This is a genomic window from Citrobacter sp. S46_ASV_140 (assembly GCF_018919545.1).
Classification (GTDB): Bacteria; Pseudomonadota; Gammaproteobacteria; order Enterobacterales; family Enterobacteriaceae; genus Citrobacter; species Citrobacter braakii.
This window is the reverse complement of the sequence record NZ_JAHLRC010000034.1, coordinates 1-26,423: the sequence shown is the minus strand read 5'-3', so window position 1 is coordinate 26,423 and position 26,423 is coordinate 1. Positions and strand designations below refer to the sequence as shown.

The following is a 26,423-nucleotide window of genomic DNA, read 5'->3' as shown; positions in this document are numbered from 1 at the left end:
GTAGCCGACGGCCGACTATAATAAAAATTCAACCTATTCATGGAGTTGTTATGTCTGCCAAACATCCGGTGATTGCGGTAACAGGGTCCAGCGGCGCGGGGACCACCACCACCAGCCTCGCGTTTCGTAAAATTTTCGCGCAGTTAAATCTGCGCGCCGCCGAGGTGGAAGGTGACAGTTTTCATCGTTATACCCGTCCGGAAATGGACATGGCGATTCGCAAAGCGCGCGATGCCGGGCGGCATATCAGCTATTTCGGCCCCGAAGCTAATGACTTCGGTTTGCTGGAGCAAACCTTCATCGAATACGGCCAGACGGGCAAAGGTCAGTCGCGAAAATATCTGCACACCTACGATGAGGCCGTACCGTGGAATCAGGTTCCGGGTACATTTACGCCCTGGCAGCCGCTGCCTGAACCGACGGATGTACTGTTCTATGAAGGACTGCACGGCGGCGTCGTAACCCCACAGCAAAACGTGGCCCGGCATGTCGATCTGCTGGTTGGCGTAGTGCCGATCGTGAACCTGGAATGGATTCAGAAGCTGACCCGCGATACCAGCGAGCGGGGACACTCGCGCGAAGCGGTGATGGACTCAGTGGTGCGCTCAATGGACGATTACATCAATTACATTACGCCGCAGTTTTCCCGTACGCATATTAACTTCCAGCGCGTACCGACCGTTGATACCTCCAACCCCTTTGCCGCCAAAAGTATTCCATCCCTGGATGAAAGCTTTGTCGTGATTCATTTTCGGAACCTGGAAGGGATCGACTTCCCGTGGCTACTGGCCATGCTGCAGGGATCATTCATTTCCCATATCAATACGTTGGTTGTTCCGGGCGGGAAAATGGGTCTGGCGATGGAATTGATTATGCTGCCGCTGGTCCAGCGACTGATGGAAGGCAAAAAGATAGAGTAAGGTGTTATTTTGCCGGATGGCGGCTGATGCCTTATCCGGCCTACGCGTTTATATCCTGTAGGCCTGATAAGTGAAACGCCATCAGGCATGACATCACGAAGCAGCAACCACTTCATAGGAGTGGGTAATGTTCACCGCCTTTTCCAGCATCAGCGCCACGGAGCAATATTTTTCCGCAGAGAGATCGACTGCGCGCGAAACGGACGCATCTTTCAGATCGTTACCCGTTACGATGAAATGCAGGTTGATGTGGGTAAACAGGCGCGGCGCTTCATCACGACGCTCTGAGGTCAGTTTCACTTCGCAGTTGGTCACATCCTGACGACCTTTTTGCAGGATCGAAACCACATCAATTGCGCTGCAACCGCCCGCAGCCATTAATACCATTTCCATCGGGCTCGGCGCTTTATCACCGGAGTTACCGTCCATCAAAATTTGGTGACCAGAGGCGGACTCACCGAGGAAGGTTAACCCCTCAACCCACTTTACACGCGCTTGCATATTTCGTAACTCCAATGTTTCAATTTTCCTGACAGATTACGCGTACATAACAATTCTCGCAACGGAAGGCGACCTGCGTCATGCTGAAGCGAGACACCAGGAGACACACGGCGAAAGCTATGCTAAAACAGTCAGGATGCTACAGTAATACATTGACGTACTGCATGTATGCAGAGGACATCACATTACAGGCTGCAGTTAATTTTTGACAGCCCCTTTCCCAGGTAGCGGGAAGCATATTTTTGCAAACCCAGAGGCAGCGTCGTTTTCTGGCTCTGGAGACAGCTTATAACAGAGGATAACCGCGCATGGTGCTTGGCAAACCGCAAACAGACCCGACTCTCGAATGGTTCTTGTCTCATTGCCATATTCATAAGTACCCATCGAAGAGCACGCTGATTCACCAGGGTGAAAAAGCGGAAACGTTGTATTACATCGTTAAAGGCTCAGTGGCAGTGCTGATCAAAGATGAAGAAGGGAAAGAAATGATCCTTTCTTATCTGAATCAGGGCGATTTTATTGGTGAATTAGGCCTCTTCGAAGAAGGTCAGGAACGTAGCGCCTGGGTACGAGCCAAAACCGCATGTGAAGTCGCTGAAATTTCCTACAAAAAATTTCGCCAATTAATCCAGGTCAACCCGGATATTCTGATGCGCCTGTCTTCACAGATGGCTCGTCGCCTGCAGGTCACGTCTGAAAAAGTCGGCAACCTTGCCTTCCTCGACGTAACGGGTCGTATCGCGCAGACTCTGCTGAATCTGGCGAAACAGCCTGATGCGATGACCCACCCGGACGGCATGCAGATTAAAATCACCCGTCAGGAAATCGGCCAGATCGTTGGCTGCTCCCGTGAGACCGTTGGTCGTATTCTGAAGATGCTGGAAGATCAAAACCTGATCTCCGCACACGGTAAGACCATCGTCGTCTACGGCACCCGTTAACCCCATCGAAGTGGCGCGTTACTCAGTGATGCGCCACTTTTGTTTACACCGATGTGGCGAAGACTGATATACCACCCAGAGATCAACTACGCACTACGGCAGACGCTGGTGCTATGTTTACCTGTGGCTGTTGGTCTGATCATCGGTCAGCTTCATCTGGGACTCCTCTTCTCCCTGGTCCCTGCCTGCTGCAACATTGCTGGTCTTGATACCCCGCATAAGCGCTTTTTCAAACGTTTAGCTATTGGCGCGTCTTTGTTTGCCGGTTGCAGTCTGATCATGCAGTTGCTGCTGGCACAGGCCATACCGCTGCCGCTTATCCTCACCGGACTGACGCTGATTCTTGGCGTAACCGCCGAGCTAAGCCCTCTGCATGCCCGACTGTTACCGGCCTCACTTATCGCCGCGATTTTCACGCTAAGCCTGGTCGGGAACATGCCCGTCTGGGAACCGTTGCTGATCTATGCGCTGGGCACGTTATGGTACGGCCTGTTCAACTGGTTCTGGTTCTGGATGTGGCGCGAGCAGCCGCTCCGTGAATCGCTCAGCTTGTTGTACCGTGAATTAGCAGATTACTGTGAGGCCAAGTACAGCCTGCTGACCCAGCATGCCGATCCGGAAAAAGCGTTGCCTCCCCTACTGGTTCGCCAGCAGAAAGCGGTGGATCTGATTACCCAGTGCTACCAGCAAATGCATATGCTGTCGGCGCATCGCAACAACGATTACAAGCGCCTGCTGCGTGCCTTTCAGGAGGCACTGGACTTGCAGGAGCATATTTCCGTCAGCCTTCACCAGCCGGAAGAGGTGCAAAAGCTGGTCGAACGTAGCCACGCCGAACAGGTGATTCGCTGGAATGCGCGCACCGTCGCCGAACGCCTTCGGGTACTGGCCGATGATATTTTGTATCACCGCTTGCCGACCCGTTTCTCGATGGACAAGCAGATTGGCACGCTGGAGAAAATCGCCAACCAGCATCCGGACAATCCGGTGGGACAATTTTGCTACTGGCACTTCAGCCGTATTGCCCGCGTGCTACGCACCCAGCGACCGCTGTACGCCCGAGATTTAATGGCGGACAAGCAGCGTCGGTTGCCGCTGATCCCGGCCCTGAAAAACTATCTGTCGTTGAAATCACCAGCGCTGCGTAATGCCGGGCGCATCAGCGTCATGCTGAGTATCGCCAGCCTGATGGGCAGCGCTTTACACCTGCCAAAGCCTTACTGGATTTTGATGACGATCCTGTTCGTCACGCAAAATGGCTACGGGGCAACCCGGGTACGTATTTTACACCGTTCAGCAGGAACGCTCGTTGGACTGGTCATTGCCGGGGTCACCCTGCACTTTCATATTCAGGAAGGTTACACGCTGGCAGGCATGCTGCTGATTACCCTGGGTAGCTATCTGATCATGCGCAAAAACTACGGCTGGGCTACCGTCGGTTTTACGGTCACGGCGGTATACACCCTGCAACTGCTGACGCTGAACGGAGAACAGTTTATCGTGCCGCGGTTTGTCGATACGGTTATTGGCTGCTTAATCGCCTTTGGCGGTACACTCTGGCTGTGGCCGCAGTGGCAGAGCGGCCTGCTGCGTAAGAACGCCCATGATGCGTTAGAAGCCGATCAGGAGGCCATTCGCCTGATCCTCAGCAACGATCCGCAGGCCACGCCGCTGGCGTACCAACGCATGCGGGTCAATCAGGCGCATAACACGTTGTTCAACTCACTGAACCAGGCGATGCAGGAGCCAGGATTCAACTCGCACTACCTGGCGGACATGAAACTGTGGGTCACGCACAGCCAGTTCATCGTCGAGCACATCAACGCGATGACCACACTGGCAAGGGAACACACAATGCTGACGCCGGATTTAGCGCAGCGGTATCTGGAATCCTGTGAAATTGCGCTCCAGCGCTGTCAGCAGCGGCTGGAATATGACGGACCGGGAAGCTCAGGCGATGTGAATATTCTCGAAGCGCCAGAGATGCTATCCCACGGTCCGTTAAGCACCCTTGAGCAGCATCTGCAACGGATACTGGGGCATCTGAACACCATGCACACCATTTCGTCGGTAGCATGGCGTCAGCGACCGCACCACGGAATCTGGCTGAGCCGCCGTCTGCGGGACATGAAAGGTTAAGATCGACTGCCGGATGCGCTGTGCTTATCCGGCAACAGGTAATCAGGCAACGACTTTCGCTACCGCTTGTGCGAAACGCTGCATCCCTTCATCGATATCCGCCTGCTCAACTACCAGCGACGGCGCGAAACGCATCACGTCCGGTCCGGCGTTGAGTACCATCACCCCTTCGTACGCGGCGGCATACAGGAAATCGCGCGCCCGACCTTTAAACTGCGGCTTCAGCTCGGCGCCAATCAGCAGCCCCATCCCGCGAATCTCGCTGAAAATGTCGAACTGTTGATCAATCTTGTGCAAATGCTGGACAAACGTCTGACGTTTGGCCTGAATACCTTCCAACACTTCCGGCGTGTTGATGATATCAAACGCGGCCCCCGCAACTGCGCAGGCCAGCGGATTGCCACCGTAAGTGGAACCGTGCGAACCCACGTGAAATGCGGAGGCAATCTCTTGGGTGGTCAGCACCGCGCTCACCGGGAAGCCGCCGCCGAGAGCCTTCGCGCTGGTGAGGATATCCGGCGTCACGCCGTAGTGCATATAGGCAAACAGATCGCCGGTACGGCCCATCCCGCTCTGCACTTCATCCAATACCAATAGCGCCTGGTGTTGGTCGCAAAGTTCACGCAAACCTTGCAGGAATTCCGGCGTTGCCGCGGTGACGCCACCTTCCCCCTGAATAGGCTCAACCACCACCGCACAGGTGTGATCGTCCATCACCGCTTTGACCGCATGCAGATCGTTAAACGGTACATGGATGATATCCGCTGGTTTTGGTCCAAAACCGTCAGAGTATTTTGGCTGCCCGCCGACGGACACGGTAAACAGCGAACGACCGTGAAACGCATTGTGGAAGGCAATGATTTTGGTTTTGAACGGGCTATGGCGCACGCAGGCATAGTGGCGCGCCAGCTTAAAGGCGGTTTCGTTAGCTTCGGTACCCGAGTTCATGAACAGCACGCGCTCGGCGAAGGTCGCATCAATGATTTTACGGCCCAGGCGCAACGCCGGTTCATTGGTGAAAACGTTGCTGGTATGCCACAGGGTTTCACCCTGGGTTTTTAACGCCTCCACCAGGGCCGGATGGCAATGCCCTAGTGCAGTAACTGCAATGCCGCCCGCGAAATCAACATACTCTTTGCCCTGTTGATCCCAGACTCGACTCCCTTTTCCTTTTACCGGGATAAACTCAGCCGGTGCATAAATCGGCAGAATCACTTCATCGAATGTCGCGCGCGTAATTGCAGTTTGTTCAGTTGCCATGTCATTGCCACCCTGTTAAGCAGAAATGTTAGTGAAATTATAATCACAAAATATGAATAAAAAATCACTGAATAGCAACCACAAATCACCGGTTGAGGAAATTAGCCAGCAGTTGATGCCCCTGCTCGCTGAGAATACTCTCCGGGTGAAACTGCACCCCTTCCATATCCCACTCGCGGTGACGAATGCCCATAATCTCCTGCGTTTCACTCCAGGCCGTCACCTCAAAGCAGTCAGGAAGCGTCGCGGGGGCAACCACCAGAGAATGGTAGCGCGTCACCGTTAATGGGTTGGCGAGCCCCTGAAAAACACCCTGCCCGTTATGCGTAATTGGCGAGGTTTTACCGTGCATCACTTTAGCTGCCCGAACCACTGTCGCGCCAAAGGCCTGCGCCATAGCCTGATGTCCCAGACAAACACCCAGCAGGGGCGTCTTGCCCGCGAAATGACGAATAACATCCAATGAGATCCCAGCGTCATCCGGCGTGCAGGGGCCTGGGGATATTACGATTTTTTGCGGGCTTAGCGCGTCGATTTGCGCCAGCGTCAGTTCGTCGTTGCGCCTGACAAGGACATCAGCGCCCAGTTCGCAGAAGTATTGGTACAGGTTCCAGGTAAAAGAATCATAGTTATCGATAAGCAGGATCATGGCGGCTCCGGTACATAAGAACCGCGCTATTCTACTCAGTTTCCGGGGCTTCGCTTACCACTTTACGAAATATCGCCCGAAGCGCAGACAGGTCACCCATCGCCCCACTCTGATTAGCCAGGTTCCACTCCTCAACCGGAATGTCATCCCAGCTCAATATATACCCGGCATGAATCGCTAACTGTTCGAAAAAAATTCGCTGCGCCAGACCGCTGCCAATACGAAACGGATGCAGCACGTTGATTTCGCAATAATAGTGCGCAAGACGATCCACAAACTTATCTTCCGGTAACCCCACCAACCAGGACTCGTCTTCCAGGTCCTGCATCAGCGCATTGCCCTCTTTCTCGATATAAGCGAAATGACAAAAGCGGGTCTCGCCCTGGTAAATATCCACTTCTCGCAGATGTCCCGCCCAGTCAAAAATATCCCGATACAGTTGGCGATGAATGGCGCACAGATGCGGCAAGCCCCGTTTAAGCGGGCCTAATTCGATAGTGGCCGCACGCAGCGCCGTCAGTTCATACGCCGCCTGCGCCAGGCGCTGTGCCTGATGAATCCCCAGACGGTTACGCATGACATTCAGGCCCGGATACAAATAGGGATCGCGTCCATCACCGAATTTATCGCTCATAGTGCCCCCTCAACTCTTCAAGACGCGCCAGGGCGTCTTCCGTGCTCAGAGTCACCCGTGGAATATCCACGCCTTCCAGCCGCCGACTGGCCTGGAAATTGGCATTTCGCCGTTGTTCCCAGAGTCTGGACTTTTGTTTATCGGTGAGTTTTTTCACGTGACCTCCCTGAATGAGCCGACACTTGCCACAAGTATAAGCGGCAATTTCAGGTTACGCAGAGAAGGGAAAGAACGCGGACAGGAACTGCCCGCGCAAAAGACGTTTATGGCAGGACTTTGGCAGACAGGATAACAATCGGTTTTGACGGGACATTCTGGTAAGGACCAACATCATGGGTCTGCACCTGAGAGATCTTATCCGCGACATCCATACCTTTCACAACTTTACCGAAGACCGCGTACCCAAAGTCGCGCTGGCCGTGATCGAGGAACGCATTGTCTGCAATGTTGATAAAGAACTGGCTGGTCGCGCTGTCTTTATCTGCTGTACGCGCCATGGCAATCGTGCCGCGGGTATTACGCAGTCCGTTATCGGCTTCATTCTTGATTGGCGGGTTAGGTTTCTTCTGCTGCATCTGCTCGGTAAAACCGCCGCCCTGCACCATGAAGCCAGGGATCACGCGGTGGAACGTGGTGTTGTTATAGAAACCGCTGTTGACATAATCGACAAAGTTTTGCACTGAAACCGGGGCTTTCTGACTGTTCAGCTCCAGCTCAATGTTACCGGCAGAGGTTGTCAGCAGGACATGCGGGTCACCTTTTGCTGCCAGTGCTGCGGGAGAAAGAGCAGAAAGAGCGAGAACAGCTGCAACAGCCGCCAGAGTCGATTTGAGCATGAGAATTCCTTAACAAGAGCAGAAATGAAGCAAGTGAATTGATTCTAAAGAGCCTTCAAGAACAAGGCCATCCCTTTACTTAATTTTACGTACTTGAAACAAATGTAACCTTATAGCCTCAAGATTCAATGCGATCTAGATCACATAAAAAATGTAACGCAGCAAGTAATTACCAATAAACATTTAAATGCATCACTAAAGCGCCTAAAATCTGCCCGCTCACGGCGCAGTCAATGCGCCTAACACTTCTATACAGGCCAGTCATGACTAACAGCAATCGCATCAAGCTCACATGGATTAGCTTTCTCTCCTACGCCCTGACAGGCGCGTTGGTAATTGTCACCGGGATGGTGATGGGAAACATCGCAGATTACTTCCATTTGCCCGTTTCCAGTATGAGTAACACCTTCACCTTTCTGAATGCCGGCATTCTGATCTCTATTTTTCTGAATGCATGGCTGATGGAAATTGTGCCACTGAAAACCCAGTTGCGCTTTGGCTTTATCCTGATGGTTCTGGCGGTCGCCGGACTGATGCTCAGCCATAGCCTGGCCTTGTTCTCAGCCGCCATGTTTGTACTGGGTCTGGTGAGCGGTATCACCATGTCGATTGGTACGTTCCTGGTGACTCAGATGTACGAAGGTCGCCAGCGCGGTTCCCGCCTGCTGTTTACTGACTCCTTCTTCAGCATGGCCGGCATGATTTTCCCGATGGTGGCAGCATTCCTGTTAGCGCGCAGCATCGAATGGTATTGGGTTTATGCCTGCATCGGCCTGGTATACGTCGCCATTTTCCTGCTGACCTTCGGTTGCGAATTCCCGGCGCTGGGTAAACACGCGCAGCAACCGGACGCGCCTGTGGTAAAAGAAAAATGGGGCATTGGCGTGCTGTTCCTGGCGATCGCCGCGCTGTGCTACATCCTCGGTCAGTTGGGCTTTATCTCCTGGGTGCCGGAATACGCCAAAAGTCTGGGCATGAGCCTGAACGACGCAGGTAAACTGGTCAGCGACTTCTGGATGTCTTACATGGTTGGCATGTGGGCATTTAGCTTTATCCTGCGTTTCTTCGATTTGCAGCGCATCCTGACCGTACTGGCGGGTGTGGCTACCGTCCTGATGTATCTGTTTATCACCGGTACGCCGGAGCATATGCCGTGGTTCATTCTGACGTTGGGCTTCTTCTCCAGCGCGATTTATACCACCATCATTACCCTCGGCTCCCAGCAGACGAAGGTCGCATCACCTAAACTGGTTAACTTCGTTCTGACCTGTGGCACCATCGGTACTATGCTCACCTTCGTGGTCACTGGCCCTATCGTGGCGCACAGCGGTCCGCTGGCGGCATTGCAGACGGCTAACGGCTTGTATGCGGTCGTATTCGTGATGTGCTTTATTCTTGGGTTCGTCACGCGTCATCGCCAGCATAACGCACCCGCAACGCATTAATCTGAGTGCCGGATGGCGATGCTAACGCATCTTATCCGGCCTACAAGACAAGCTGTTCGTAGGCCGGATAAGGCGCAGACGCCCTCCGGCCTATTCCCGCGCCCTCTTCTTTTCTGGTGCTGTAGGCCAATTCTTACAAAAACCCCTTAATTTGTACGCTATTTATACAAACACGAAAAGCCTGTTAATTCCGTAACTTATAAAAATGCAGTTAAATCAGCCATATACCTCTTAAGGAGTATATAAAGGCGAATTTGATTTGCATCAATAAGCGGGGTTGCTGAATCGTTAAGGTAGGCAGTAATAGAAAAGAAATCGAGGCAAAAATGAGCAAAGTCAGACTCGCTATTATCGGTAATGGTATGGTCGGCCATCGCTTTATTGAGGATCTTCTTGATAAATCCGACGCTGCCAATTTTGATATTACCGTCTTCTGTGAAGAACCCCGCAAAGCGTACGACCGTGTCCACCTGTCGTCCTACTTCTCCCACCACACCGCCGAAGAACTTTCTCTGGTGCGTGAAGGATTCTACGAGAAGCATGGCGTTAAGGTGTTAGTGGGCGAGCGCGCAATCACCATCAACCGCCAGGAGAAGGTGATCCACTCCAGCGCGGGTCGTACGGTATATTACGATAAGCTGATCATGGCGACAGGCTCTTATCCGTGGATCCCACCGATTAAAGGTTCGGAAACCCAAGACTGCTTCGTTTACCGCACCATCGAAGACCTCAACGCCATTGAGTCTTGCGCGCGCCGTAGCAAACGCGGTGCCGTCGTCGGCGGTGGCCTGCTGGGTCTGGAAGCCGCCGGTGCGCTGAAAAGCCTCGGCGTTGAAACCCACGTGATTGAATTTGCCCCGATGCTGATGGCCGAACAGCTGGATCACATGGGTGGCGAGCAGTTACGTCGCAAAATTGAAAGCATGGGCGTGCGTGTCCACACCAGCAAAAACACTAAAGAGATCGTCCAGGAAGGCACCGAAGCGCGCAAAACCATGCGTTTTGCCGACGGTAGCGAACTGGAAGTCGATTTCATCGTCTTTTCTACCGGTATTCGCCCACGCGACAAACTGGCCACCCAATGCGGCCTCGACGTTGCGCCGCGCGGTGGTATTGTGATTAACGATACTTGCCAGACTTCTGATCCGGACATCTATGCCATCGGCGAATGCGCCAGTTGGAACAACCGCGTGTATGGCCTGGTCGCTCCAGGCTACAAAATGGCGCAGGTTGCCGTTGACCATATTCTCGAAACCGAAAACGCCTTTGAAGGCGCGGATCTGAGCGCCAAGCTGAAGCTGCTTGGTGTTGACGTCGGCGGGATTGGCGACGCGCATGCGCGCACGCCGGGCGCCCGTAGCTACGTCTATCTCGACGAAAGCAAAGAAGTCTACAAACGCCTCATCGTTAGCGAAGATAACAAAACCCTGCTCGGGGCGGTTTTAGTCGGTGACACCAGCGATTACGGCAACCTGCTGCAGCTGGTGCTGAACGCCATCGAACTGCCGGAAAACCCAGACTCACTGATTCTGCCAGCTCACGCGGGCAGCGGTAAGCCGTCTATCGGTGTCGATAAACTGCCGGACAGCGCGCAGATTTGCTCCTGCTTCGACGTCACCAAAGGCATGCTGATCGCCGCTATTAACAAAGGCTGCCACACCGTTGCGGCGCTGAAAGCTGAAACCAAAGCTGGTACCGGCTGCGGCGGGTGTATCCCGTTGGTAACGCAGGTCCTGAACGCTGAACTGGCGAAACAGGGGATCGAAGTTAACAACAACCTGTGTGAACACTTCCCGTACTCGCGTCAGGAACTGTTCCATCTGATCCGTGTAGAAGGAATTAAAACCTTCGAAGAGCTGCTGGCAAAACACGGGAAAGGCTACGGCTGTGAAGTGTGTAAACCAACCGTAGGTTCCCTGCTGGCCTCCTGCTGGAATGAGTACATCCTCAAACCACAGCACACGCCGCTGCAGGACACTAACGACAACTTCCTGGCGAATATCCAGAAAGACGGTACCTACTCCGTGATCCCGCGCTCTGCGGGCGGAGAAATTACTCCTGAAGGCCTCGTGGCCGTGGGCCGTATCGCGCGTGAATTTAACCTGTATACCAAAATCACCGGTTCTCAGCGTATCGGCCTGTTCGGCGCGCAAAAAGATGACCTGCCGGAAATCTGGCGTCAGCTGATTGAAGCGGGCTTTGAAACCGGTCACGCATACGCCAAAGCCCTGCGTATGGCGAAAACCTGCGTAGGCAGTACCTGGTGCCGTTATGGCGTCGGCGATAGCGTCGGATTCGGCGTGGAGCTGGAAAACCGCTACAAGGGCATTCGTACCCCGCACAAAATGAAATTCGGCGTCTCCGGCTGTACCCGTGAATGTGCGGAGGCTCAGGGTAAAGACGTGGGTATCATCGCCACTGAGAAAGGCTGGAACTTGTACGTTTGCGGTAACGGCGGGATGAAACCTCGTCATGCAGACCTGCTGGCAGCGGATATCGACCGCGAAACGCTGCTCAAATACCTTGATCGTTTCATGATGTTCTACATCCGTACCGCTGACAAACTGACCCGAACCGCACCATGGTTAGACAACCTGGAAGGCGGTATCGAATATCTGAAATCGGTCATCATCGACGACAAACTGGGGCTGAACCAGCACCTGGAAGAAGAGATGGCCCGTCTGCGTGAAGCGGTGGTCTGCGAGTGGACAGAGACAGTTAACACCCCATCCGCACAGGTTCGCTTCAAACACTTTATCAACAGCGATCAACGCGATCCGAATGTCCAGGTTGTGCCTGAACGTGAACAACATCGTCCGGCCACGCCCTATGAGCGTATCCCGGTGACTCTGGTGGAGGAAAACGCATGAGCCAGTGGAAAAACATCTGCAAAATCGATGACATTCTGCCTGCAACAGGCGTCTGCGCCCTGTTAGGTAGCGAGCAAGTTGCGATTTTCCGCCCGTATCACAGCGACCAGGTGTTTGCGATCAGCAACATCGACCCATTCTTTGAATCCAGCGTGCTTTCTCGTGGGCTGATTGCTGAACATCAGGGCGAATTGTGGGTCGCCAGCCCGCTGAAAAAACAGCGCTTTCGCTTAAGCGACGGTCTGTGCATGGAAGACGAACAGTTCTCCGTGAAACATTACGAAGCCCGAGTGAAAGACGGCATGGTGCAACTGCGCGGTTAATAACTTTTTGGGAGGCGCAACGCCTCCCCTTTTTTGACGTATTTGTAGGTCTTTTATTTGTAGACCTGATAAGCGTAGCGCTATCAGGCCTACGGTTACGATTTCTTTTTATTGTTTGTACTTCAAGGATAATCAACACATGTTCACAGACACTATCAATAAGTGTGCGGCTAACGCTGCGCGCATCGCACGCCTGTCGGCTAATAACCCGCTCGGATTCTGGGTCAGTTCGGCAATGGCGGGGGCCTACGTCGGTCTCGGCATCATTCTTATTTTCACCCTCGGTAATCTGCTCGACCCGTCCGTTCGTCCTCTGGTAATGGGTGCAACCTTTGGTATCGCTTTAACGCTGGTCATTATTGCCGGTTCGGAACTGTTTACCGGTCACACCATGTTCCTGACGCTCGGCGTCAAAGCGGGCACCATCAGTCACGGTCAGATGTGGGCTATTTTGCCGCAAACATGGCTGGGTAATCTGGTCGGATCCGTGTTTGTCGCTCTGCTTTATAGTTGGGGCGGCGGTAGCCTGCTGCCGGTCGATACCAGCATCGTCCATTCGGTGGCGTTGGCGAAAACTACCGCGCCAGCAACGGTGCTGTTCTTTAAAGGCGCACTGTGTAACTGGTTGGTTTGTCTGGCTATCTGGATGGCAATTCGTACCGAGGGCGCAGCAAAATTCCTCGCTATCTGGTGGTGTCTGCTGGCGTTTATCGCTTCCGGTTACGAGCACTCGGTTGCCAACATGACGCTGTTTGCCCTCTCCTGGTTCGGCCACCACAGCGAAGCCTATACCCTGTCAGGAATTGGTCATAACCTGTTGTGGGTGACACTCGGTAATACTTTGTCCGGTGTCGTATTCATGGGATTGGGTTATTGGTATGCTACGCCAAAATCGGAGCGTCCTGTTCCGGCAAAAATCAACCAGCCAGAGGCTACTGCCAATAATTAAGGGGTAATGTCGTGGATCATTTGCCTATATTTTGTCAACTACGTGACCGCGACTGCTTGATCGTCGGCGGTGGTGATGTCGCAGAACGCAAAGCGCGGTTACTGCTGGAAGCGGGCGCCCGTATAACGGTTAATGCGCTGGCGTTTATTCCGCAGTTCACCGTATGGGCAGATGAAGGCATGCTGACGCTGGTTGAGGGACCGTTCGACGAGTCCCTGCTCGACACCTGCTGGCTGGCTATTGCCGCCACCGATGACGATGCCGTCAACCAAAGCGTCAGCACCGCCGCAGAATCACGTCGTATTTTCTGCAACGTGGTCGATGCGCCAAAAGCAGCCAGTTTTATCATGCCCTCCATTATCGACCGCTCGCCGCTGATGGTGGCGGTCTCCTCCGGCGGTACATCGCCAGTGCTTGCCCGTCTGCTACGTGAAAGACTTGAATCTGTACTGCCTCAGCATCTGGGCCAGGTCGCGCAATATGCAGGCAAGTTACGCGCCCGAGTGAAAGAACAGTTTGCCAGCATGGGTGAACGTCGCCGCTTCTGGGAAAAATTGTTCGTGAATGACCGCCTGGCGCAATCGCTGGCGAACAGTGACCAGAAAGCCGTCGAGGAAACCACCGAGCAGTTGCTCAGCGAACCGTTGGACCATCGAGGCGAAGTAGTGCTGGTTGGCGCCGGTCCTGGCGATGCCGGGCTGCTGACGCTGAAAGGTCTACAGCAGATCCAGCAAGCGGATGTCGTGGTTTATGACCGTCTGGTATCCGACGACATCATGAACCTTGTACGCCGCGATGCCGACCGGGTGTTCGTCGGTAAACGCGCGGGCTACCACTGTGTACCGCAGGAAGAAATTAACCAGATCCTGCTGCGTGAAGCGCAACAGGGCAAACGCGTCGTGCGCCTGAAAGGTGGCGACCCGTTCATCTTTGGCCGTGGTGGCGAAGAGCTGGAAACCCTGTGCCATGCCGGTATTCCATTCTCCGTTGTGCCAGGTATTACCGCAGCATCCGGTTGTTCCGCCTATTCCGGCATTCCACTGACCCATCGTGATTACGCCCAAAGTGTACGTCTGGTCACCGGGCATCTGAAAACCGGCGGTGAGCTGGACTGGGAAAACCTGGCAGCAGAGAAACAGACGCTGGTGTTCTACATGGGCCTCAATCAGGCGGCTACTATCCAGGAAAAACTGATCGAATTCGGCATGCAACCCGATATGTCTGTCGCGCTGGTAGAAAACGGTACCTCCGTGAAGCAACGCGTTGTTAACGGGATGCTTTCGCAACTCGGAGAACTGGCGCAGCAGGTTGAAAGCCCGGCGCTGATTATCGTCGGCCGCGTGGTTGGACTACGCGATAAGCTGAACTGGTTCTCGAACCATTAATTGAATGCTTAAAAATGCCCTGATATTGGACTGTCCCCATAAAGTTGGACAGTTCATATTCAGGGCATTTATTTATCTTCCGATAAAAATAAATAACCGATATACGCTATATACTCGCCTCAGTAGCCCAACCGTCAATCATTAATTAAATGTATTTTTAAAACATTTAAATTCATTAAAAGCATATTTTATATAAAACTTGTTATGTCCTAATCCGGACTACTTTAAGTTTATTTTAGTTGATATCTTAACCGCCGAGAAATGGATTTCATCCATTTAAAAATAGATATCTTACAAGGATTTTAACATGCTGAAATTTGCAAAAATCACTATCGTTGCTGGTGTTCTGGCTACGCTGACCGCGTGTACTGGTCATGTTGATAACAAAAAAGATAACTGCACCTACGATTACTTCCTGCATCCGGCAATTTCTATTTCTAAAATTATTGGTGGCTGTGGCCCGGCTGCAGATCTGTAACAGAAGCGATTGCGCAGATACAAAAAAACCGGGAAATCCCCGGTTTTTTTATTTATTGGTTTGATGCTCATTCACACGCTACCGCACTTCTCGCTGAGCAGGTAGCGGGCCAGGGTTGTCAGTCCCTCCTCTCTCTTGATAAATATCCGACGCATTTTATATTCTCAGTAAATTGAATATTTATATCTTCATTAAATTGATTGATATAAGGAAATATGCAAACGGCGAGGCGCTTCATATTTTTTTGAGATTCGCCAGCGAACAGGCGAAAAAAAACCGGGTAGAACCCGGTTTCTTCAGCAACGCAGAGCGCATTACGGCTTGGCGACAAAACCAATCGCTTCGTAAACCGCTTTCAGCGTAACAGACGCGCGTGCGCTGGCTTTTTCAGCGCCATCTTTCATCACCTGCTGCAGGAAAGCTTCATCGTTACGGAAACGGTGATAACGCTCCTGAAGCTCGGTCAGCATGCCGGAAACGGCCTCTGCGACTTCACCTTTCAGATGACCATACATCTTGCCTTCAAAGTGTTGTTCCAGCTCCGGAATGCTCTGGCCGGTAACGGCAGAGAGGATATCCAGCAGGTTGGAAACACCCGCTTTATTCTGCACGTCGTAGCGTACAACAGGCGGCTCTTCGGAGTCGGTCATCGCACGTTTGATTTTCTTAACCACGGATTTCGGATCTTCCAGCAGGCCGATCACGTTGTTGCGGTTGTCATCCGACTTGGACATTTTCTTCGTCGGCTCCAGCAGCGACATCACGCGCGCACCGGATTTAGGAATGAACGGCTCAGGCACTTTGAAGATGTCGCCATACAGGGCGTTGAAGCGCTGGGCGATATCGCGGCTTAGTTCCAGATGCTGTTTCTGATCTTCGCCAACCGGTACCTGGTTGGTCTGATACAGCAGGATGTCTGCCGCCATCAGCACCGGATAATCAAACAGACCGGCGTTGATGTTCTCCGCATAGCGTGCGGATTTGTCTTTGAACTGGGTCATACGGCTCAGCTCGCCGAAATAGGTGTAGCAGTTCAGCGCCCAACCTAACTGTGCGTGTTCCGGTACATGAGACTGGACGAAAATGGTGCTTTTTTCAGGATCGATACCGCATGCCAGATACAGCGCCAGCGTATCGAGCGTTGCTTTACGCAACTGCTGAGCATCCTGACGAACGGTGATGGCATGTTGGTCAACGATGCAGTAGATGCAATGGTAGTCATCCTGCATGCTCACCCACTGACGCAGCGCACCCATATAGTTGCCAATGGTCAATTCACCTGAGGGCTGTGCGCCACTAAAAACGATGGGCTTAGTCATTTTTTGATTCCTGATTTTCGCTATGCGGAAGCCCGAGAACGGGCAGTAGTTCATTAATACGGTCGTAAATAACGTCGGGTTGGCTCAGCGCGATCGACTCGCCGTAGTTGTAGCCATAAGTCAGACCAACGGACGGACAGCCAGCAGCTTTTGCCGCCTGAATATCATTACGTGAATCCCCTACGAAGAGCAATTGCTCAGGCTTGATGCCAAGCTTGCTTGCTACCAGCAGTAGCGGATCCGGATGCGGTTTTTTATTCTGCACGTCGTCACCACCGATGACCACGCTAAAGTATTTGGCGATATCTAACGCCTCAAGCAATGGCGCGACAAACGGGGTCGGTTTGTTGGTCACCAGACCCAGCGGCAATCCTTTCGCATGCATCGCGCCCAGCGTGTCGGCAACATCAGGGAACAGGAATGTCCCCTCTTCTGCGACATCGCCGTAGTATCTGTCGAACAGCTTACGCAAAATACGCACCTGTTCTTCGGCTGGGATATCATCATCAACGGGCGGTTTACCCATTGTCTTACGTAGTGTGGCGCGCTCCTGACGCGACCACGCCAGCGCGCGCTCCATCAGTACATCTGCACCGTTGCCAATCCAGGTGATAACGCGTTCTTCACCGGCAATCGGCAGTTCCAGCGCATACAGCGCCATATCCACCGCTGCGGTTAATCCCGGCGCGCTGTCGACCAGCGTACCGTCGAGGTCAAATGCAACGCCCCGAATATCCTGAAACTTATCCATGACTTACCTTCGCCAGTTCATTGCGCATTTCATCAATGACTTTTTTGTAGTCTGGTTGGTCGAAAATAGCAGAGCCTGCGACAAACATATCTGCCCCCGCCGCCGCGATTTCACCAATGTTGTTCACCTTGACGCCGCCGTCCACTTCAAGGCGGATATCGTAGCCAGATTCATCAATACGACGACGCACTTCGCGCAGCTTATCCAGCGTTTGTGGGATGAAGGATTGCCCGCCAAAGCCTGGGTTAACGGACATCAGCAGGATCACATCGAGCTTATCCATGACGTAGTCCAGATAGCTCAGCGGTGTTGCCGGGTTAAACACCAGGCCCGCTTTACAGCCATGCTCTTTGATCAGCTGTAAAGTGCGATCGACATGCTCGGAGGCTTCCGGGTGAAAAGTAATGATGCTCGCGCCGGCGGCGGCGAAGTCCGGGACAATACGATCGACCGGTTTCACCATCAGATGAACGTCAATCGGGGCAGTAATGCCATATTTACGCAGCGATTTCAGTACCATCGGGCCGATGGTCAGGTTCGGTACGTAGTGATTGTCCATGACATCGAAGTGTACGACATCGGCACCGGCAGTCAGCGCTCTCGCGGTGTCCTCACCCAGGCGGGCAAAATCAGCCGACAGAATTGAGGGGGCGATCAAATACTGTTTCATCCGCTTCTCCTTGAGAATTATTTCTTCGCAGGCGTTACAACTCCTGGTTTATACAGTGCCAGCAGTTCGTTCACCTTTTTACGCGTGCCGCCATTGCTGCTAATGCTGCGCCGCACTTTGACCTGAAAATGTTTCGCCGATCGGTACCATTCGCGGGTATCGGGCGTGTCATGGTTCGAAATTAACACCGGGATCTGCTTACTGACCAGCTTTTCTGCCATCTCGGCCAGATGCGCCTGCTCTTTTGGGCTAAAGCTGTTGGTATGATACGCGGTGAAATTTGCCGTCGCCGAAAGCGGTGCATAAGGCGGGTCACAATAGACCACAGAGTTGCTATCCGCACGGTCCATGCACTCTTCATAGGAGAGACAATGGAACTCCGCATTCTGCGCTTTTTCAGCAAAATGGTACAACTCGGCTTCCGGGAAGTAAGGTTTTTTATAACGACCAAACGGTACATTAAACTCGCCGCGCAGGTTATAACGGCACAATCCGTTGTAACCAAAGCGGTTCAGATACAAGAACAGTACTGCACGGCGGAACGGATCCTGACTGGCATTAAATTCTTCTCTGAACCGATAGTACACCTCAGCCTGATTAGTTTCAGGCATAAACAGCTCACGTGAAGCCTGCACATACTCATCGGTACGTGTCTTCACGATGTTATAGAGACTGATGAGGTCGCTGTTGATATCGGCAAGAATATAACGAGAAAAGTCGGTGTTGAGAAACACCGACCCGGCACCCACGAAAGGTTCAATCAGGCATTCACCCTGAGGTAAATGCCGTTTGATATCATCAAGCAGGGGGTATTTTCCCCCTGCCCATTTCAAAAAAGCGCGATTTTTTTTCATGCTGACTAACTAATTACACCTTCTCCGGCTGTGGAGAAAGCTCCGACAGCATCCTGCGCTTTAGTCTTTGTCCCGCAATTGGGCGAAACAGCAAACCATTGCAGAACATATCCTATCTTACTTCAAATCGGCCTGAACCTGGTGCAGCGGTTTTGCCCACGGATTTTTCGCCTGAATATCGGCGGGGAGCGTAGACACTGCACGTTTCGCATCTTCTTTAGACGCATACACGCCTGTTACCAGAACATACCACGGTTGACCGTTACGCGTCGTCTGATACACCACGTAGTTCTTCAGGTTTTCTTTCTTCGCCCAACCGTTAAGGTTGTCGTAGTTAGAAGAACTGCTGAGCTGCAGCGTGTAATGGCTGGACGGCGCAGATTTTAACGCTCCGACATTTCCTGCACTTTTCGCTCCACCAGCAACAGGCGTTGACGTTGTTGCCGTCGCAGTTGGCGCAGGCGTTGTAGTCGCGGTTGCTTTCGGCTCAACGGTCGCCTTCGGCGTAGCGGTAACCACAGGTGCTTTGGTTGTGGTCGTCGGCGCAGTTGCAGTTGGTTTTGCCTGAGCAACAGGTTTCGGCTCTGTCTGCGTCGCTTTCACCGTAGTTTGCGGTTTGCTCTTCGGCTCAATAACAGCCTGTTTACGTTCCTGGTGTGTCGCAGCAGGGCGTTCAGCCGTTTCCGTTTTCGCAGTCTGGCGCACAGCATTACCATTACGAACTGGCGCAACGGTCGCAGGTTCGGTCGGCAGCGTAGAGTTAACCACTACATTGTTAACCTGCTCCTGGCCTTGCGGTTGCGTCAGAGCGTTGTTCAGATCGCCCTGCACTTCAACACGCTGCTGGCCTTCAGTTGCCGCAGGTGTCTGACCTTGAGTTGGGGTAGAGGAAATCGGCGGTAGGGAAACATCCTGCTGGTTATTGCCAGCGGTCTGCTCAGCGCCTGCTGCAGGCGTAGTCGTGCTCGCCTGATCCGTCGCATTGTTGCCAGAAAGATCGATGCTCTTCTCGCCAGATCCAGCCTGCTCACTGGGAGATGATGAGGGGGCTTTCAGCGCAGAACCGATACCGATGATCAGCAGCAACAGCACCAGGACACCGACACCCATCATCATATACTGACGAGAGGCAGGCTTGCTGGCGGGTTTCTTACGCTTGCGCGGACGGCGTTCTACACGCTCTTCATCCACGTCATCGTCATCAGACTCATACTCTTCTTCAATGTCCCGTTCTTCTTCACGCTCTTTACGTGCGCGCGCAGGACGGCGATCGTCAGCATCCAGATCAACATCATCAAAATTGATTTGCGGCTCATTATCGCGTTCAGACGATTGACGAGAACGACCAGTACGACGATCGCTGGGATCGGGTTTCAGCTCGTCTTCTGGTTTGAATTCATCCATTTAACACCCCACTCAAAGGTTAATGCTTACGACTTTGCACATAACCTGAAGCTAAAAGACCTACGTTTCGCAACGCAAGCCAGACCTTTCTTGTTGTTACGCCGGCTGGCAATCAGCAATAGCGTTAAGAACCACCTCGTGCGACACTCCGCCGCGCACTTCACTCTTCCCTATAGCCCGCGGAAGCACTAAACGAATCTCTCCCGCTAACACTTTTTTATCTCGCAGCATGTGCGGCAGATAAGCCTCGCTGGACATTTCACGCGGTCCATTGACCGGCAAGCCCGCTCGCTGCAGCAGCGTAATGATGCGCTGCGTATCAGCGGAGGTAAACTGTCCAAGACGTTCTGACGTACGAGCAGCCATTACCATACCTGCTGCAACGGCTTCACCATGTAACCAATTGCCATAACCCATTTCAGCTTCGATCGCATGGCCAAACGTGTGTCCCAGATTCAGTAAAGCACGTAAGCCCATTTCACGCTCGTCCGCTGCGACAACTTCTGCTTTCAGCTCACAACAACGACGAATACAGTACGCCATCGCCGGACCATCCAGACGCAATAACGCATCCAGATTTTCTTCCAGCCAACTGAAAAATTCACCGTCAAGGATGATGCCGTATTTGATCACTTCCGCCAGCCCCGATGCCAGCTCACGCGCAGGAAGCGTTTTCAGACAATCGAGATCCACCACCACGGACGCCGGTTGGTAAAACGCGCCAATCATGTTTTTACCGAGGGGATGGTTTACGGCGGTTTTGCCGCCAACGGAGGAGTCGACCTGCGACAACAGAGTTGTCGGGACTTGAATAAAACGAACACCACGCTGATAGCTGGCTGCCGCAAAACCGGTCAGATCGCCTATCACGCCGCCGCCAAGTGCGACTAACGTGGTATCACGACCGTGCGGTTTTTGCAGTAACGCAGTGAAAACCGTATCCAGAACCGTCAGGCTTTTATACTGCTCGCCATCGGGAAGGATAACGCTATCAACGTTAACACCCGCCTGTTCAAGTACGCCGCGAACCTTATCGAGATAAAGGGGAGCCAGGGTTTCGTTGGTTACCAACATAACCTGATCGCCCGATTTCAGCGGTAAGAATGAAGCTGGCTCATTAAACAAACCAGCCGCGATGGTGATAGGGTAACTACGTTCCCCGAGAGTGACTGTGATCCTCTCCATTACGCGACATCCACCTTAGTTACTTGTACCCGCAGACGAGTGTGTATTCAGCCAGAATTAGTTGCTTTCCAACATATGAATAATCTGGTTTGCTACGACTTTTGCGCTCTGATCGTCGGTGCGAATGGTCACGTCAGCAATCTCTTCGTACAGAGGATTGCGTTCGTCAGCCAACGCTTCCAGAACTTCACGAGGCGGCGATTCTACCTGCAGCAGCGGGCGTTTCTTGTCACGTTGAGTTCGCGCAAGTTGTTTTTCAATTGTCGTTTCAAGATAGACCACGACGCCACGCGCGGAAAGACGGTTACGTGTTTCACGTGATTTAACAGAGCCACCGCCAGTTGCCAGCACAATACCCTGTTTTTCCGTCAACTCGTTGATGACTTTTTCTTCGCGATCACGGAAGCCGTCTTCACCTTCTACATCGAAGACCCAGCCCACATCAGCTCCGGTTCGTTTCTCAATCTCTTGATCAGAATCGTAAAATTCCATATTGAGTTGTTGAGCTAACTGGCGCCCAATAGTGCTTTTTCCGGCACCCATAGGCCCAACCAGAAAGATATTGCGTTTCTCTGCCATTTTTTCGGTACTACTAAGACTATTCGTTAATGGTAAACCCGCTTCGCAGACACTCAGCGCAGCAGGACATGAACTGAAACCTCATAAGATATTGCGAGAGTCAGACTGAAAATTATCTCAATACTCAAGCGGGTTTGGCAACTGAATAAATCACCAAACCTTACGCATTTCTGGTCGTGGCAGGCATGCTACCCTGCAAACATCAGACCTGGCGACGTATCGCGCAGCCAAATGACACCAAATAAGCCTATGACACACCACCAGAAAGGCAAAGCGTATTTACTGCCGCATAAGTAAAGAAAAGTACCGACACTCAAATCGGTACTCCTTGTATGCTAAATACACCCGCACGTCAAATCTCTGAAACGTGTTCAGTGCAAAAACAACGGCTTTTCATGCATAAGTTATTGCGTTGAAACCAGTCTGGGCGTAATAAAAACTACTAATTCACGCCGTTCGTCTTCTTTACCATCATGGCGAAAGAGAGAGCCAAGCCAGGGGATGTCGCCTAACAGCGGCACGCTGTCGGCTGCGGATTTATTCTTATGTGAAAAAATCCCGCCCAGCGCAATCGTCTCGCCGCTTTTTACCTCGACCTGAGTTTCAATCTCCTGCTTATCAATAGCCAGAACTTCGCCATCCGCCTGCTGTAGCACCTGCCCGGGAACATTCTGGCTGATATGCAGTTTCAGTCTGATTCGTCCTTTCTGCAATACGGTGGGCGTGACTTCCATCCCCAATACAGCTTCCTTGAACTCGACGGATGTCGCGCCGCTTTCACCGCTGGAGACCTGATAAGGGATCTCACTACCCTGCTTAATACTGGCAGGTTGCAGGTGAGAAGCCAGTAAGCGTGGACTGGCGATGATGTCCAACTGCTGTTTTTGCTCCAACGCAGACAGCTCCAGCTCGAGTAAACGACCGTTAATACGGCCAATGTTAAATCCCACACGGGATGTGGCTGTGGATACAGAAAGATCGCTGGCAAGCGTTGTGACGTTCCCCACAGCCCCCGATTGCTGTGCGTCAGCCAGCGACCACTTCACCCCCAGCTCACGCAAGCTTTTTTCATTAATCGTCACGATATGCGCCGCCAGTTCGACTTGTGCAACCGGCAGATCCATTTGCGCCACCCACGTTTCCAGTGCGTTAAGCGCAACGCTATTATCACGCAGCAGTAAGCGGTTGGTGCGTTTATCCACCGTCATGCTTCCTTTAGCGCTGAGCAGCTTTTCTCCGGCTTTTGCCAGCTCGGAGGCATCAGCATATTGCAAAATGATACTGCGATGTTCCAACGGCAGGCTGGCCTGAAGCCGTGCCTGCTCATTGTCCTGACGAGCCGCATTTTCACTCTGCCATTGAACAGAATGCACATGCAGAATGTTGCCTTCCTGGCGTAATACCAGCCCGGCGCTTTTCACCACCGTTTGCAATGCCTGCTTCCAGGGCACATCCGTCAAATGCAGTGACAGCACACCGCTGACATCCGGTGAAACTACCAGGTTTTTCTTTTCCTGTTCGGCCAGCGCCTGCAATACCTGCACAACCGGCACATCATCGACCACCAGCGTCACGTTTTGTGATTTCGCCGCCAGTACGCTCTGAATCCCGACCACCAGTACGAGTACTATCCATGCCATCCATCGCTTCATTTATCGCTCCTTGTCGTTGCCACTGCCACTGCGACGGCTCGCAGTTTTTCCCTGTGTCGAGGGTTACGCTCTGGGCCGTTATCTGCGTAACCGTCCAACCGTTTTTCAGGACATCATTTCGCTCAACCCGCTGCCATTTTTTCTGGCTATCCTGAACAATGCCAATAGGTCGCGCGCCCTGGCTCAATATTCCCTGATAGCGCCATGTCAACAGCTCAGCAATTTGGCAACGGTCCTCCGGCGGCAGGAAGGGATTACGCATACCGGTGAGTATCAGTACGCTTAAGCACGCCAACAGCCAGCGTTCAACCATCATTCAGGCGCTCCAGTTGTAGTGTTAACAGCAGCTCCGCACCTTCTGCGTAAAGAGAAAACCGGCTGACGTTCATCCCTTGCTCCGCTAATTGGCCAAACATCGGCGGGATGACATCCCAGCCTGGCTTCAGCGTCATTTCTCCGCCCTGTGCGGAGGGTTGCCAGTGGATAAGATGTGCAAGAGGAGTCTGAAACAGCAGTGGGGAGAACGGAATCAGCGTCTCTTCAGGCTCTTCTGGCGATGCCGCCAGCAGATATAAATTTCGCCATTGTGCCTGAGTGGCCGCTCGTTGCTGGTTTAGCGCCTCTTGTTGCATAACCCGTTTCTGCGCGGTGGAGCTGAGGTATAACATGACGACGATGAGCAGTCCCAGCATCCAGCCACAGCCGCAGATGAGCCGAAAGCGCGGCGACTGCGCTAACCAGCTATCACAAAGCATTTTCATGCGCACCGCTCCGCATCAGTCGATAGTGGAATTGCCAGCGTCCCTGCGCATCCTGCTGCGTTTCGCCAGGGCTACCCAATTTAAACAGCGGCAGCTGGCGTAATTGCGCTTCCAGCGCCTTCAGCGCGGCAAAGCTCAGCGTGTTTCCCGTCAGTTCCAGTGTCTCCTGCTGCCAGGTTATTTTTGTTAACCACGCCTGCTCTGGCAGTAATTCCGCCAACCCTTGCAAAACCCGCTGCCAGCTTCGGGTCTGCTCACGCTGTTTGTTCCGCGCTTGAACCTGTTGCCATCGTTGCTGGCGCTGCTGCACACGCGGCTTTAGCGCCATTAAAGCCTCGGCCCGCGTCTTTTCGGCATCCGCTAACAACAATTCGACCTGGTTTTCTACGCTCAAAACGCTGTAATAGCGCAACAACACGCCGCTACTAAGCAGTAGCGAAGCGCCAAATAAAACACTCCAGAAGCGTAGGCAGGCGCGACGTCGCGTCTGGCGCCAGGGCAGAAGATTGATTGTCGCTATCATCAACATGTGCCTCCCATAGCGAGTCCCAGTGCAATGGTGAAGAGATGGCTTTGCGTTGGAATTGGCGGCTGGCGTACAGACACCACGCTTAAAGGATCGAAGCCGCTGGGATCGCATAGCGCAATGGCTGTCGTGGAAAGCGATAATGTCGCGGCAAGCTCGTCGATACAGCCAATATCGCCCGTTGATTTACGCCCCCATGCCGAACGGGTCGCCCATAGCCACTGGGTGTCATCACGCCATACCAGACACTGATGACGTTCTGGCAGGTAAGGTATAAATCGCTGTAACGCGCTGGCATCCGGCGTAATCGCCGTAACCTGTACCTTCAACGTTTGGGTAAGCGTCAGAAGCGCTGAAATCTCTTTGCTTTGCGCGGCAGTGACGTTAAACGCCGGGCTTAACGTGTCTTCGCTATAATCAAAATGCAGCGCATCCGGCGCCATATCCAGCTCACGCGCCATCGAACCGGATAACCATGCGGCTTGCTCCGGCTCGCGCAGCATCATTTCCGGACGAGGGTACTTTTTTTGTAACGTCCTGTTGGCAGGAAAAGAGAGATGAATATGGTGTCGGCGAGGAAGCTCCCGGCTCCACGGCAGTAGCGCTGCGACAAGCTGTTCAGGCTCGCGAATGTGGCCATCGACGATAACCTGAGGCGTCAGCGGTATACGCCACCAGCGCTGGAGAAACCAACCGGATGCGTCGTGAACTACGGCGACAGCCAGCGCTTCATGTTGCTGAATATGCAGACCAATTTTCCAGATATTGAAAGCCATTGCTGATGATCTCCTTATCACCCGTTGCTTTAACGGGTATATCAATGCGTCTGGCTTGCCTTTATACTACCGCGCGTTTGTTTATAAACTGCCCAAATGCCACTAAATGGGAAATCTCCAGTGAAGTTCGTAAAGTATTTATTAATCCTTGCAGTATGTTGCATCCTGCTGGGAGCAGGCTCGATTTATGGCCTCTATCGCTATATTGAGCCGCAATTACCTGACGTCGCGACGCTCAAAGATGTGCGTTTACAGATCCCGATGCAGGTTTACAGCGCTGATGGCGAGCTGATCGCGCAATATGGCGAGAAACGTCGAATCCCGGTTACCCTGGATCAGATGCCGCCGGTAATGGTTAAAGCCTTTATCGCTACCGAAGACAGTCGTTTTTATGAGCACCACGGGGTAGACCCGGTGGGGATCTTCCGTGCTGCCAGCGTCGCGCTGTTCTCCGGCCATGCATCACAAGGGGCCAGCACCATCACCCAACAGTTGGCGAGAAACTTCTTCCTGAGCCCGGAACGTACGCTGATGCGTAAGATCAAAGAAGTGTTCCTGGCGATCCGCATTGAACAACTGCTGAGTAAAGATGAGATTCTCGAACTGTATCTGAACA

The 26,423-nt window shown here is 52.8% G+C and carries 28 protein-coding genes; 10 read left to right on the top strand and 18 right to left on the bottom strand.

Annotated features, from left to right (window positions below; all coding sequences use genetic code 11):
- The first annotated feature begins 50 nt into the window (after nt 1-50).
- Nucleotides 51-920 carry a phosphoribulokinase gene (locus KQJ19_RS11295; RefSeq protein WP_003827751.1) on the top strand — a complete coding sequence of 290 codons (870 nt, stop codon included), beginning with the start codon at nt 51-53 and terminating at the stop codon, nt 918-920.
- 93 nt (nt 921-1,013) lie between these two features.
- Here KQJ19_RS11295 and KQJ19_RS11290 read toward each other — a convergent pair whose 3' ends face one another.
- Entirely contained in the window at nt 1,014-1,421 is a 408-nt protein-coding gene (locus tag KQJ19_RS11290) for an OsmC family protein (protein ID WP_016154773.1), read from the bottom strand.
- Nucleotides 1,422-1,729: 308 nt separating this feature from the next.
- Between KQJ19_RS11290 and crp the strand changes: the two genes are divergently transcribed.
- Together crp and KQJ19_RS11280 are read left to right on the top strand one after the other, a co-directional pair.
- Complete coding sequence (gene crp, locus KQJ19_RS11285) at nt 1,730-2,362, top strand: cAMP-activated global transcriptional regulator CRP (protein ID WP_000242758.1); 633 nt, start codon at nt 1,730-1,732, stop codon at nt 2,360-2,362.
- A 51-nt stretch (nt 2,363-2,413) separates the two neighbouring features.
- Nucleotides 2,414-4,501 (top strand): YccS/YhfK family putative transporter, encoded by a 2,088-nt coding sequence (locus tag KQJ19_RS11280; protein WP_016154774.1) that lies wholly within the window; start codon nt 2,414-2,416, stop codon nt 4,499-4,501.
- Nucleotides 4,502-4,543: 42 nt separating this feature from the next.
- Here KQJ19_RS11280 and KQJ19_RS11275 read toward each other — a convergent pair whose 3' ends face one another.
- From KQJ19_RS11275 to ppiA, 5 genes are all read right to left on the bottom strand, one after another.
- Nucleotides 4,544-5,761 (bottom strand): aspartate aminotransferase family protein, encoded by a 1,218-nt coding sequence (locus tag KQJ19_RS11275; RefSeq protein ID WP_153689956.1) that lies wholly within the window; start codon nt 5,759-5,761, stop codon nt 4,544-4,546.
- 85 nt (nt 5,762-5,846) lie between these two features.
- Nucleotides 5,847-6,410 (bottom strand): aminodeoxychorismate synthase component 2, encoded by a 564-nt coding sequence (pabA, locus tag KQJ19_RS11270; RefSeq protein ID WP_016154776.1) that lies wholly within the window; start codon nt 6,408-6,410, stop codon nt 5,847-5,849.
- A gap of 31 nt (nt 6,411-6,441) precedes the next feature.
- Complete coding sequence (locus KQJ19_RS11265) at nt 6,442-7,044, bottom strand: putative adenosine monophosphate-protein transferase Fic (RefSeq protein WP_016157625.1); 603 nt, start codon at nt 7,042-7,044, stop codon at nt 6,442-6,444.
- Nucleotides 7,034-7,201: a YhfG family protein gene (locus KQJ19_RS11260; RefSeq protein ID WP_016157626.1), complete on the bottom strand. Its 168-nt coding sequence runs from the start codon at nt 7,199-7,201 to the stop codon at nt 7,034-7,036. The genes KQJ19_RS11265 and KQJ19_RS11260 overlap by 11 nt, the downstream gene beginning before the upstream one ends.
- 106 nt (nt 7,202-7,307) lie before the next feature.
- Nucleotides 7,308-7,880, bottom strand: a complete 573-nt coding sequence (ppiA, locus tag KQJ19_RS11255; protein ID WP_003023595.1) for a peptidylprolyl isomerase A — start codon at nt 7,878-7,880, stop codon at nt 7,308-7,310.
- A 263-nt stretch (nt 7,881-8,143) separates the two neighbouring features.
- Here ppiA and tsgA point away from each other — a divergent pair, with 263 nt between their 5' ends.
- The 6 genes from tsgA to KQJ19_RS11225 all read left to right on the top strand — a co-directional run bounded on the left by tsgA (nt 8,144) and on the right by KQJ19_RS11225 (nt 15,330).
- Complete coding sequence (tsgA, locus tag KQJ19_RS11250; protein ID WP_016154778.1) at nt 8,144-9,325, top strand: MFS transporter TsgA; 1,182 nt, start codon at nt 8,144-8,146, stop codon at nt 9,323-9,325.
- Nucleotides 9,326-9,651: 326 nt separating this feature from the next.
- Nucleotides 9,652-12,195: an NADPH-nitrite reductase large subunit gene (gene nirB, locus KQJ19_RS11245; RefSeq protein WP_016154779.1), complete on the top strand. Its 2,544-nt coding sequence runs from the start codon at nt 9,652-9,654 to the stop codon at nt 12,193-12,195.
- Nucleotides 12,192-12,518 (top strand): nitrite reductase small subunit NirD, encoded by a 327-nt coding sequence (nirD, locus tag KQJ19_RS11240; RefSeq protein ID WP_047501470.1) that lies wholly within the window; start codon nt 12,192-12,194, stop codon nt 12,516-12,518. Before nirB ends, nirD begins: the two co-directional genes overlap by 4 nt.
- A 139-nt stretch (nt 12,519-12,657) precedes the next feature.
- Nucleotides 12,658-13,467 carry a nitrite transporter NirC gene (gene nirC, locus KQJ19_RS11235; protein WP_016154781.1) on the top strand — a complete coding sequence of 270 codons (810 nt, stop codon included), beginning with the start codon at nt 12,658-12,660 and terminating at the stop codon, nt 13,465-13,467.
- Nucleotides 13,468-13,478: 11 nt separating this feature from the next.
- Nucleotides 13,479-14,852 (top strand): siroheme synthase CysG, encoded by a 1,374-nt coding sequence (gene cysG, locus KQJ19_RS11230; RefSeq protein WP_216403665.1) that lies wholly within the window; start codon nt 13,479-13,481, stop codon nt 14,850-14,852.
- A gap of 307 nt (nt 14,853-15,159) precedes the next feature.
- A complete protein-coding gene (locus tag KQJ19_RS11225; RefSeq protein ID WP_016154783.1) occupies nt 15,160-15,330 on the top strand; it encodes a YhfL family protein in 171 nt (56 codons plus the stop codon).
- Between the two features lie 314 nt (nt 15,331-15,644).
- On the opposite strand, the gene trpS is transcribed toward KQJ19_RS11225, so the two are convergent.
- From trpS to KQJ19_RS11165, 12 genes are all read right to left on the bottom strand, one after another.
- Nucleotides 15,645-16,649, bottom strand: coding sequence for a tryptophan--tRNA ligase (trpS, locus tag KQJ19_RS11220; RefSeq protein WP_016154784.1), 1,005 nt, complete (start codon nt 16,647-16,649; stop codon nt 15,645-15,647).
- Entirely contained in the window at nt 16,642-17,400 is a 759-nt protein-coding gene (gene gph / locus KQJ19_RS11215; RefSeq protein WP_016154785.1) for a phosphoglycolate phosphatase, read from the bottom strand. Before gph ends, trpS begins: the two co-directional genes overlap by 8 nt.
- Nucleotides 17,393-18,070, bottom strand: a complete 678-nt coding sequence (gene rpe / locus KQJ19_RS11210; RefSeq protein WP_003023561.1) for a ribulose-phosphate 3-epimerase — start codon at nt 18,068-18,070, stop codon at nt 17,393-17,395. Before rpe ends, gph begins: the two co-directional genes overlap by 8 nt.
- Before the next feature lie 17 nt (nt 18,071-18,087).
- Entirely contained in the window at nt 18,088-18,924 is an 837-nt protein-coding gene (dam, locus tag KQJ19_RS11205) for an adenine-specific DNA-methyltransferase (RefSeq protein WP_016154786.1), read from the bottom strand.
- Between the two features lie 117 nt (nt 18,925-19,041).
- The gene (damX, locus tag KQJ19_RS11200; protein ID WP_216403664.1) at nt 19,042-20,328 is read right to left on the bottom strand and encodes a cell division protein DamX; all 1,287 of its coding nucleotides are present in this window, start codon (nt 20,326-20,328) and stop codon (nt 19,042-19,044) included.
- Nucleotides 20,329-20,424: 96 nt separating this feature from the next.
- A complete protein-coding gene (gene aroB / locus KQJ19_RS11195) occupies nt 20,425-21,513 on the bottom strand; it encodes a 3-dehydroquinate synthase (protein WP_047358161.1) in 1,089 nt (362 codons plus the stop codon).
- Between the two features lie 57 nt (nt 21,514-21,570).
- Nucleotides 21,571-22,092: a shikimate kinase AroK gene (gene aroK / locus KQJ19_RS11190; RefSeq protein ID WP_003023552.1), complete on the bottom strand. Its 522-nt coding sequence runs from the start codon at nt 22,090-22,092 to the stop codon at nt 21,571-21,573.
- 404 nt (nt 22,093-22,496) lie between these two features.
- A complete protein-coding gene (gene hofQ, locus KQJ19_RS11185) occupies nt 22,497-23,744 on the bottom strand; it encodes a DNA uptake porin HofQ (RefSeq protein WP_016157631.1) in 1,248 nt (415 codons plus the stop codon).
- Nucleotides 23,647-24,060: a HofP DNA utilization family protein gene (locus KQJ19_RS11180; RefSeq protein ID WP_216403663.1), complete on the bottom strand. Its 414-nt coding sequence runs from the start codon at nt 24,058-24,060 to the stop codon at nt 23,647-23,649. Before KQJ19_RS11180 ends, hofQ begins: the two co-directional genes overlap by 98 nt.
- Complete coding sequence (locus KQJ19_RS11175) at nt 24,050-24,505, bottom strand: hypothetical protein (protein WP_049283088.1); 456 nt, start codon at nt 24,503-24,505, stop codon at nt 24,050-24,052. The genes KQJ19_RS11180 and KQJ19_RS11175 overlap by 11 nt, the downstream gene beginning before the upstream one ends.
- On the bottom strand, nt 24,489-25,028 hold the full coding sequence (locus KQJ19_RS11170) for a PilN domain-containing protein (RefSeq protein WP_216403662.1): 540 nt from the start codon (nt 25,026-25,028) through the stop codon (nt 24,489-24,491). The genes KQJ19_RS11175 and KQJ19_RS11170 overlap by 17 nt, the downstream gene beginning before the upstream one ends.
- Nucleotides 25,028-25,807: a DNA utilization protein HofM gene (locus tag KQJ19_RS11165; RefSeq protein ID WP_216403661.1), complete on the bottom strand. Its 780-nt coding sequence runs from the start codon at nt 25,805-25,807 to the stop codon at nt 25,028-25,030. The genes KQJ19_RS11170 and KQJ19_RS11165 overlap by 1 nt, the downstream gene beginning before the upstream one ends.
- 120 nt (nt 25,808-25,927) lie before the next feature.
- Between KQJ19_RS11165 and KQJ19_RS11160 the strand changes: the two genes are divergently transcribed.
- A partial coding sequence (locus KQJ19_RS11160) for a transglycosylase domain-containing protein (protein ID WP_216403660.1) occupies nt 25,928-26,423 on the top strand: 496 nt, incomplete at its 3' end.

What these genes read in the sequence shown, in the direction of transcription:
- KQJ19_RS11295 (WP_003827751.1), top strand. Translation starts at nt 51, where the DNA reads ATGTCTGCCAAACATCCGGTGATTGCGGTAACAGGGTCCAGCGGCGCG.
- KQJ19_RS11290 (WP_016154773.1), bottom strand. Translation starts at nt 1,421, where the DNA reads ATGCAAGCGCGTGTAAAGTGGGTTGAGGGGTTAACCTTCCTCGGTGAG.
- crp (WP_000242758.1), top strand. Translation starts at nt 1,730, where the DNA reads ATGGTGCTTGGCAAACCGCAAACAGACCCGACTCTCGAATGGTTCTTG.
- KQJ19_RS11280 (WP_016154774.1), top strand. Translation starts at nt 2,414, where the DNA reads ATGTGGCGAAGACTGATATACCACCCAGAGATCAACTACGCACTACGG.
- KQJ19_RS11275 (WP_153689956.1), bottom strand. Translation starts at nt 5,761, where the DNA reads ATGGCAACTGAACAAACTGCAATTACGCGCGCGACATTCGATGAAGTG.
- pabA (WP_016154776.1), bottom strand. Translation starts at nt 6,410, where the DNA reads ATGATCCTGCTTATCGATAACTATGATTCTTTTACCTGGAACCTGTAC.
- KQJ19_RS11265 (WP_016157625.1), bottom strand. Translation starts at nt 7,044, where the DNA reads ATGAGCGATAAATTCGGTGATGGACGCGATCCCTATTTGTATCCGGGC.
- ppiA (WP_003023595.1), bottom strand. Translation starts at nt 7,880, where the DNA reads ATGCTCAAATCGACTCTGGCGGCTGTTGCAGCTGTTCTCGCTCTTTCT.
- tsgA (WP_016154778.1), top strand. Translation starts at nt 8,144, where the DNA reads ATGACTAACAGCAATCGCATCAAGCTCACATGGATTAGCTTTCTCTCC.
- nirB (WP_016154779.1), top strand. Translation starts at nt 9,652, where the DNA reads ATGAGCAAAGTCAGACTCGCTATTATCGGTAATGGTATGGTCGGCCAT.
- nirD (WP_047501470.1), top strand. Translation starts at nt 12,192, where the DNA reads ATGAGCCAGTGGAAAAACATCTGCAAAATCGATGACATTCTGCCTGCA.
- nirC (WP_016154781.1), top strand. Translation starts at nt 12,658, where the DNA reads ATGTTCACAGACACTATCAATAAGTGTGCGGCTAACGCTGCGCGCATC.
- KQJ19_RS11225 (WP_016154783.1), top strand. Translation starts at nt 15,160, where the DNA reads ATGCTGAAATTTGCAAAAATCACTATCGTTGCTGGTGTTCTGGCTACG.
- trpS (WP_016154784.1), bottom strand. Translation starts at nt 16,649, where the DNA reads ATGACTAAGCCCATCGTTTTTAGTGGCGCACAGCCCTCAGGTGAATTG.
- gph (WP_016154785.1), bottom strand. Translation starts at nt 17,400, where the DNA reads ATGGATAAGTTTCAGGATATTCGGGGCGTTGCATTTGACCTCGACGGT.
- rpe (WP_003023561.1), bottom strand. Translation starts at nt 18,070, where the DNA reads ATGAAACAGTATTTGATCGCCCCCTCAATTCTGTCGGCTGATTTTGCC.
- dam (WP_016154786.1), bottom strand. Translation starts at nt 18,924, where the DNA reads ATGAAAAAAAATCGCGCTTTTTTGAAATGGGCAGGGGGAAAATACCCC.
- damX (WP_216403664.1), bottom strand. Translation starts at nt 20,328, where the DNA reads ATGGATGAATTCAAACCAGAAGACGAGCTGAAACCCGATCCCAGCGAT.
- aroB (WP_047358161.1), bottom strand. Translation starts at nt 21,513, where the DNA reads ATGGAGAGGATCACAGTCACTCTCGGGGAACGTAGTTACCCTATCACC.
- aroK (WP_003023552.1), bottom strand. Translation starts at nt 22,092, where the DNA reads ATGGCAGAGAAACGCAATATCTTTCTGGTTGGGCCTATGGGTGCCGGA.
- hofQ (WP_016157631.1), bottom strand. Translation starts at nt 23,744, where the DNA reads ATGAAGCGATGGATGGCATGGATAGTACTCGTACTGGTGGTCGGGATT.
- KQJ19_RS11180 (WP_216403663.1), bottom strand. Translation starts at nt 24,060, where the DNA reads ATGATGGTTGAACGCTGGCTGTTGGCGTGCTTAAGCGTACTGATACTC.
- KQJ19_RS11175 (WP_049283088.1), bottom strand. Translation starts at nt 24,505, where the DNA reads ATGAAAATGCTTTGTGATAGCTGGTTAGCGCAGTCGCCGCGCTTTCGG.
- KQJ19_RS11170 (WP_216403662.1), bottom strand. Translation starts at nt 25,028, where the DNA reads ATGATAGCGACAATCAATCTTCTGCCCTGGCGCCAGACGCGACGTCGC.
- KQJ19_RS11165 (WP_216403661.1), bottom strand. Translation starts at nt 25,807, where the DNA reads ATGGCTTTCAATATCTGGAAAATTGGTCTGCATATTCAGCAACATGAA.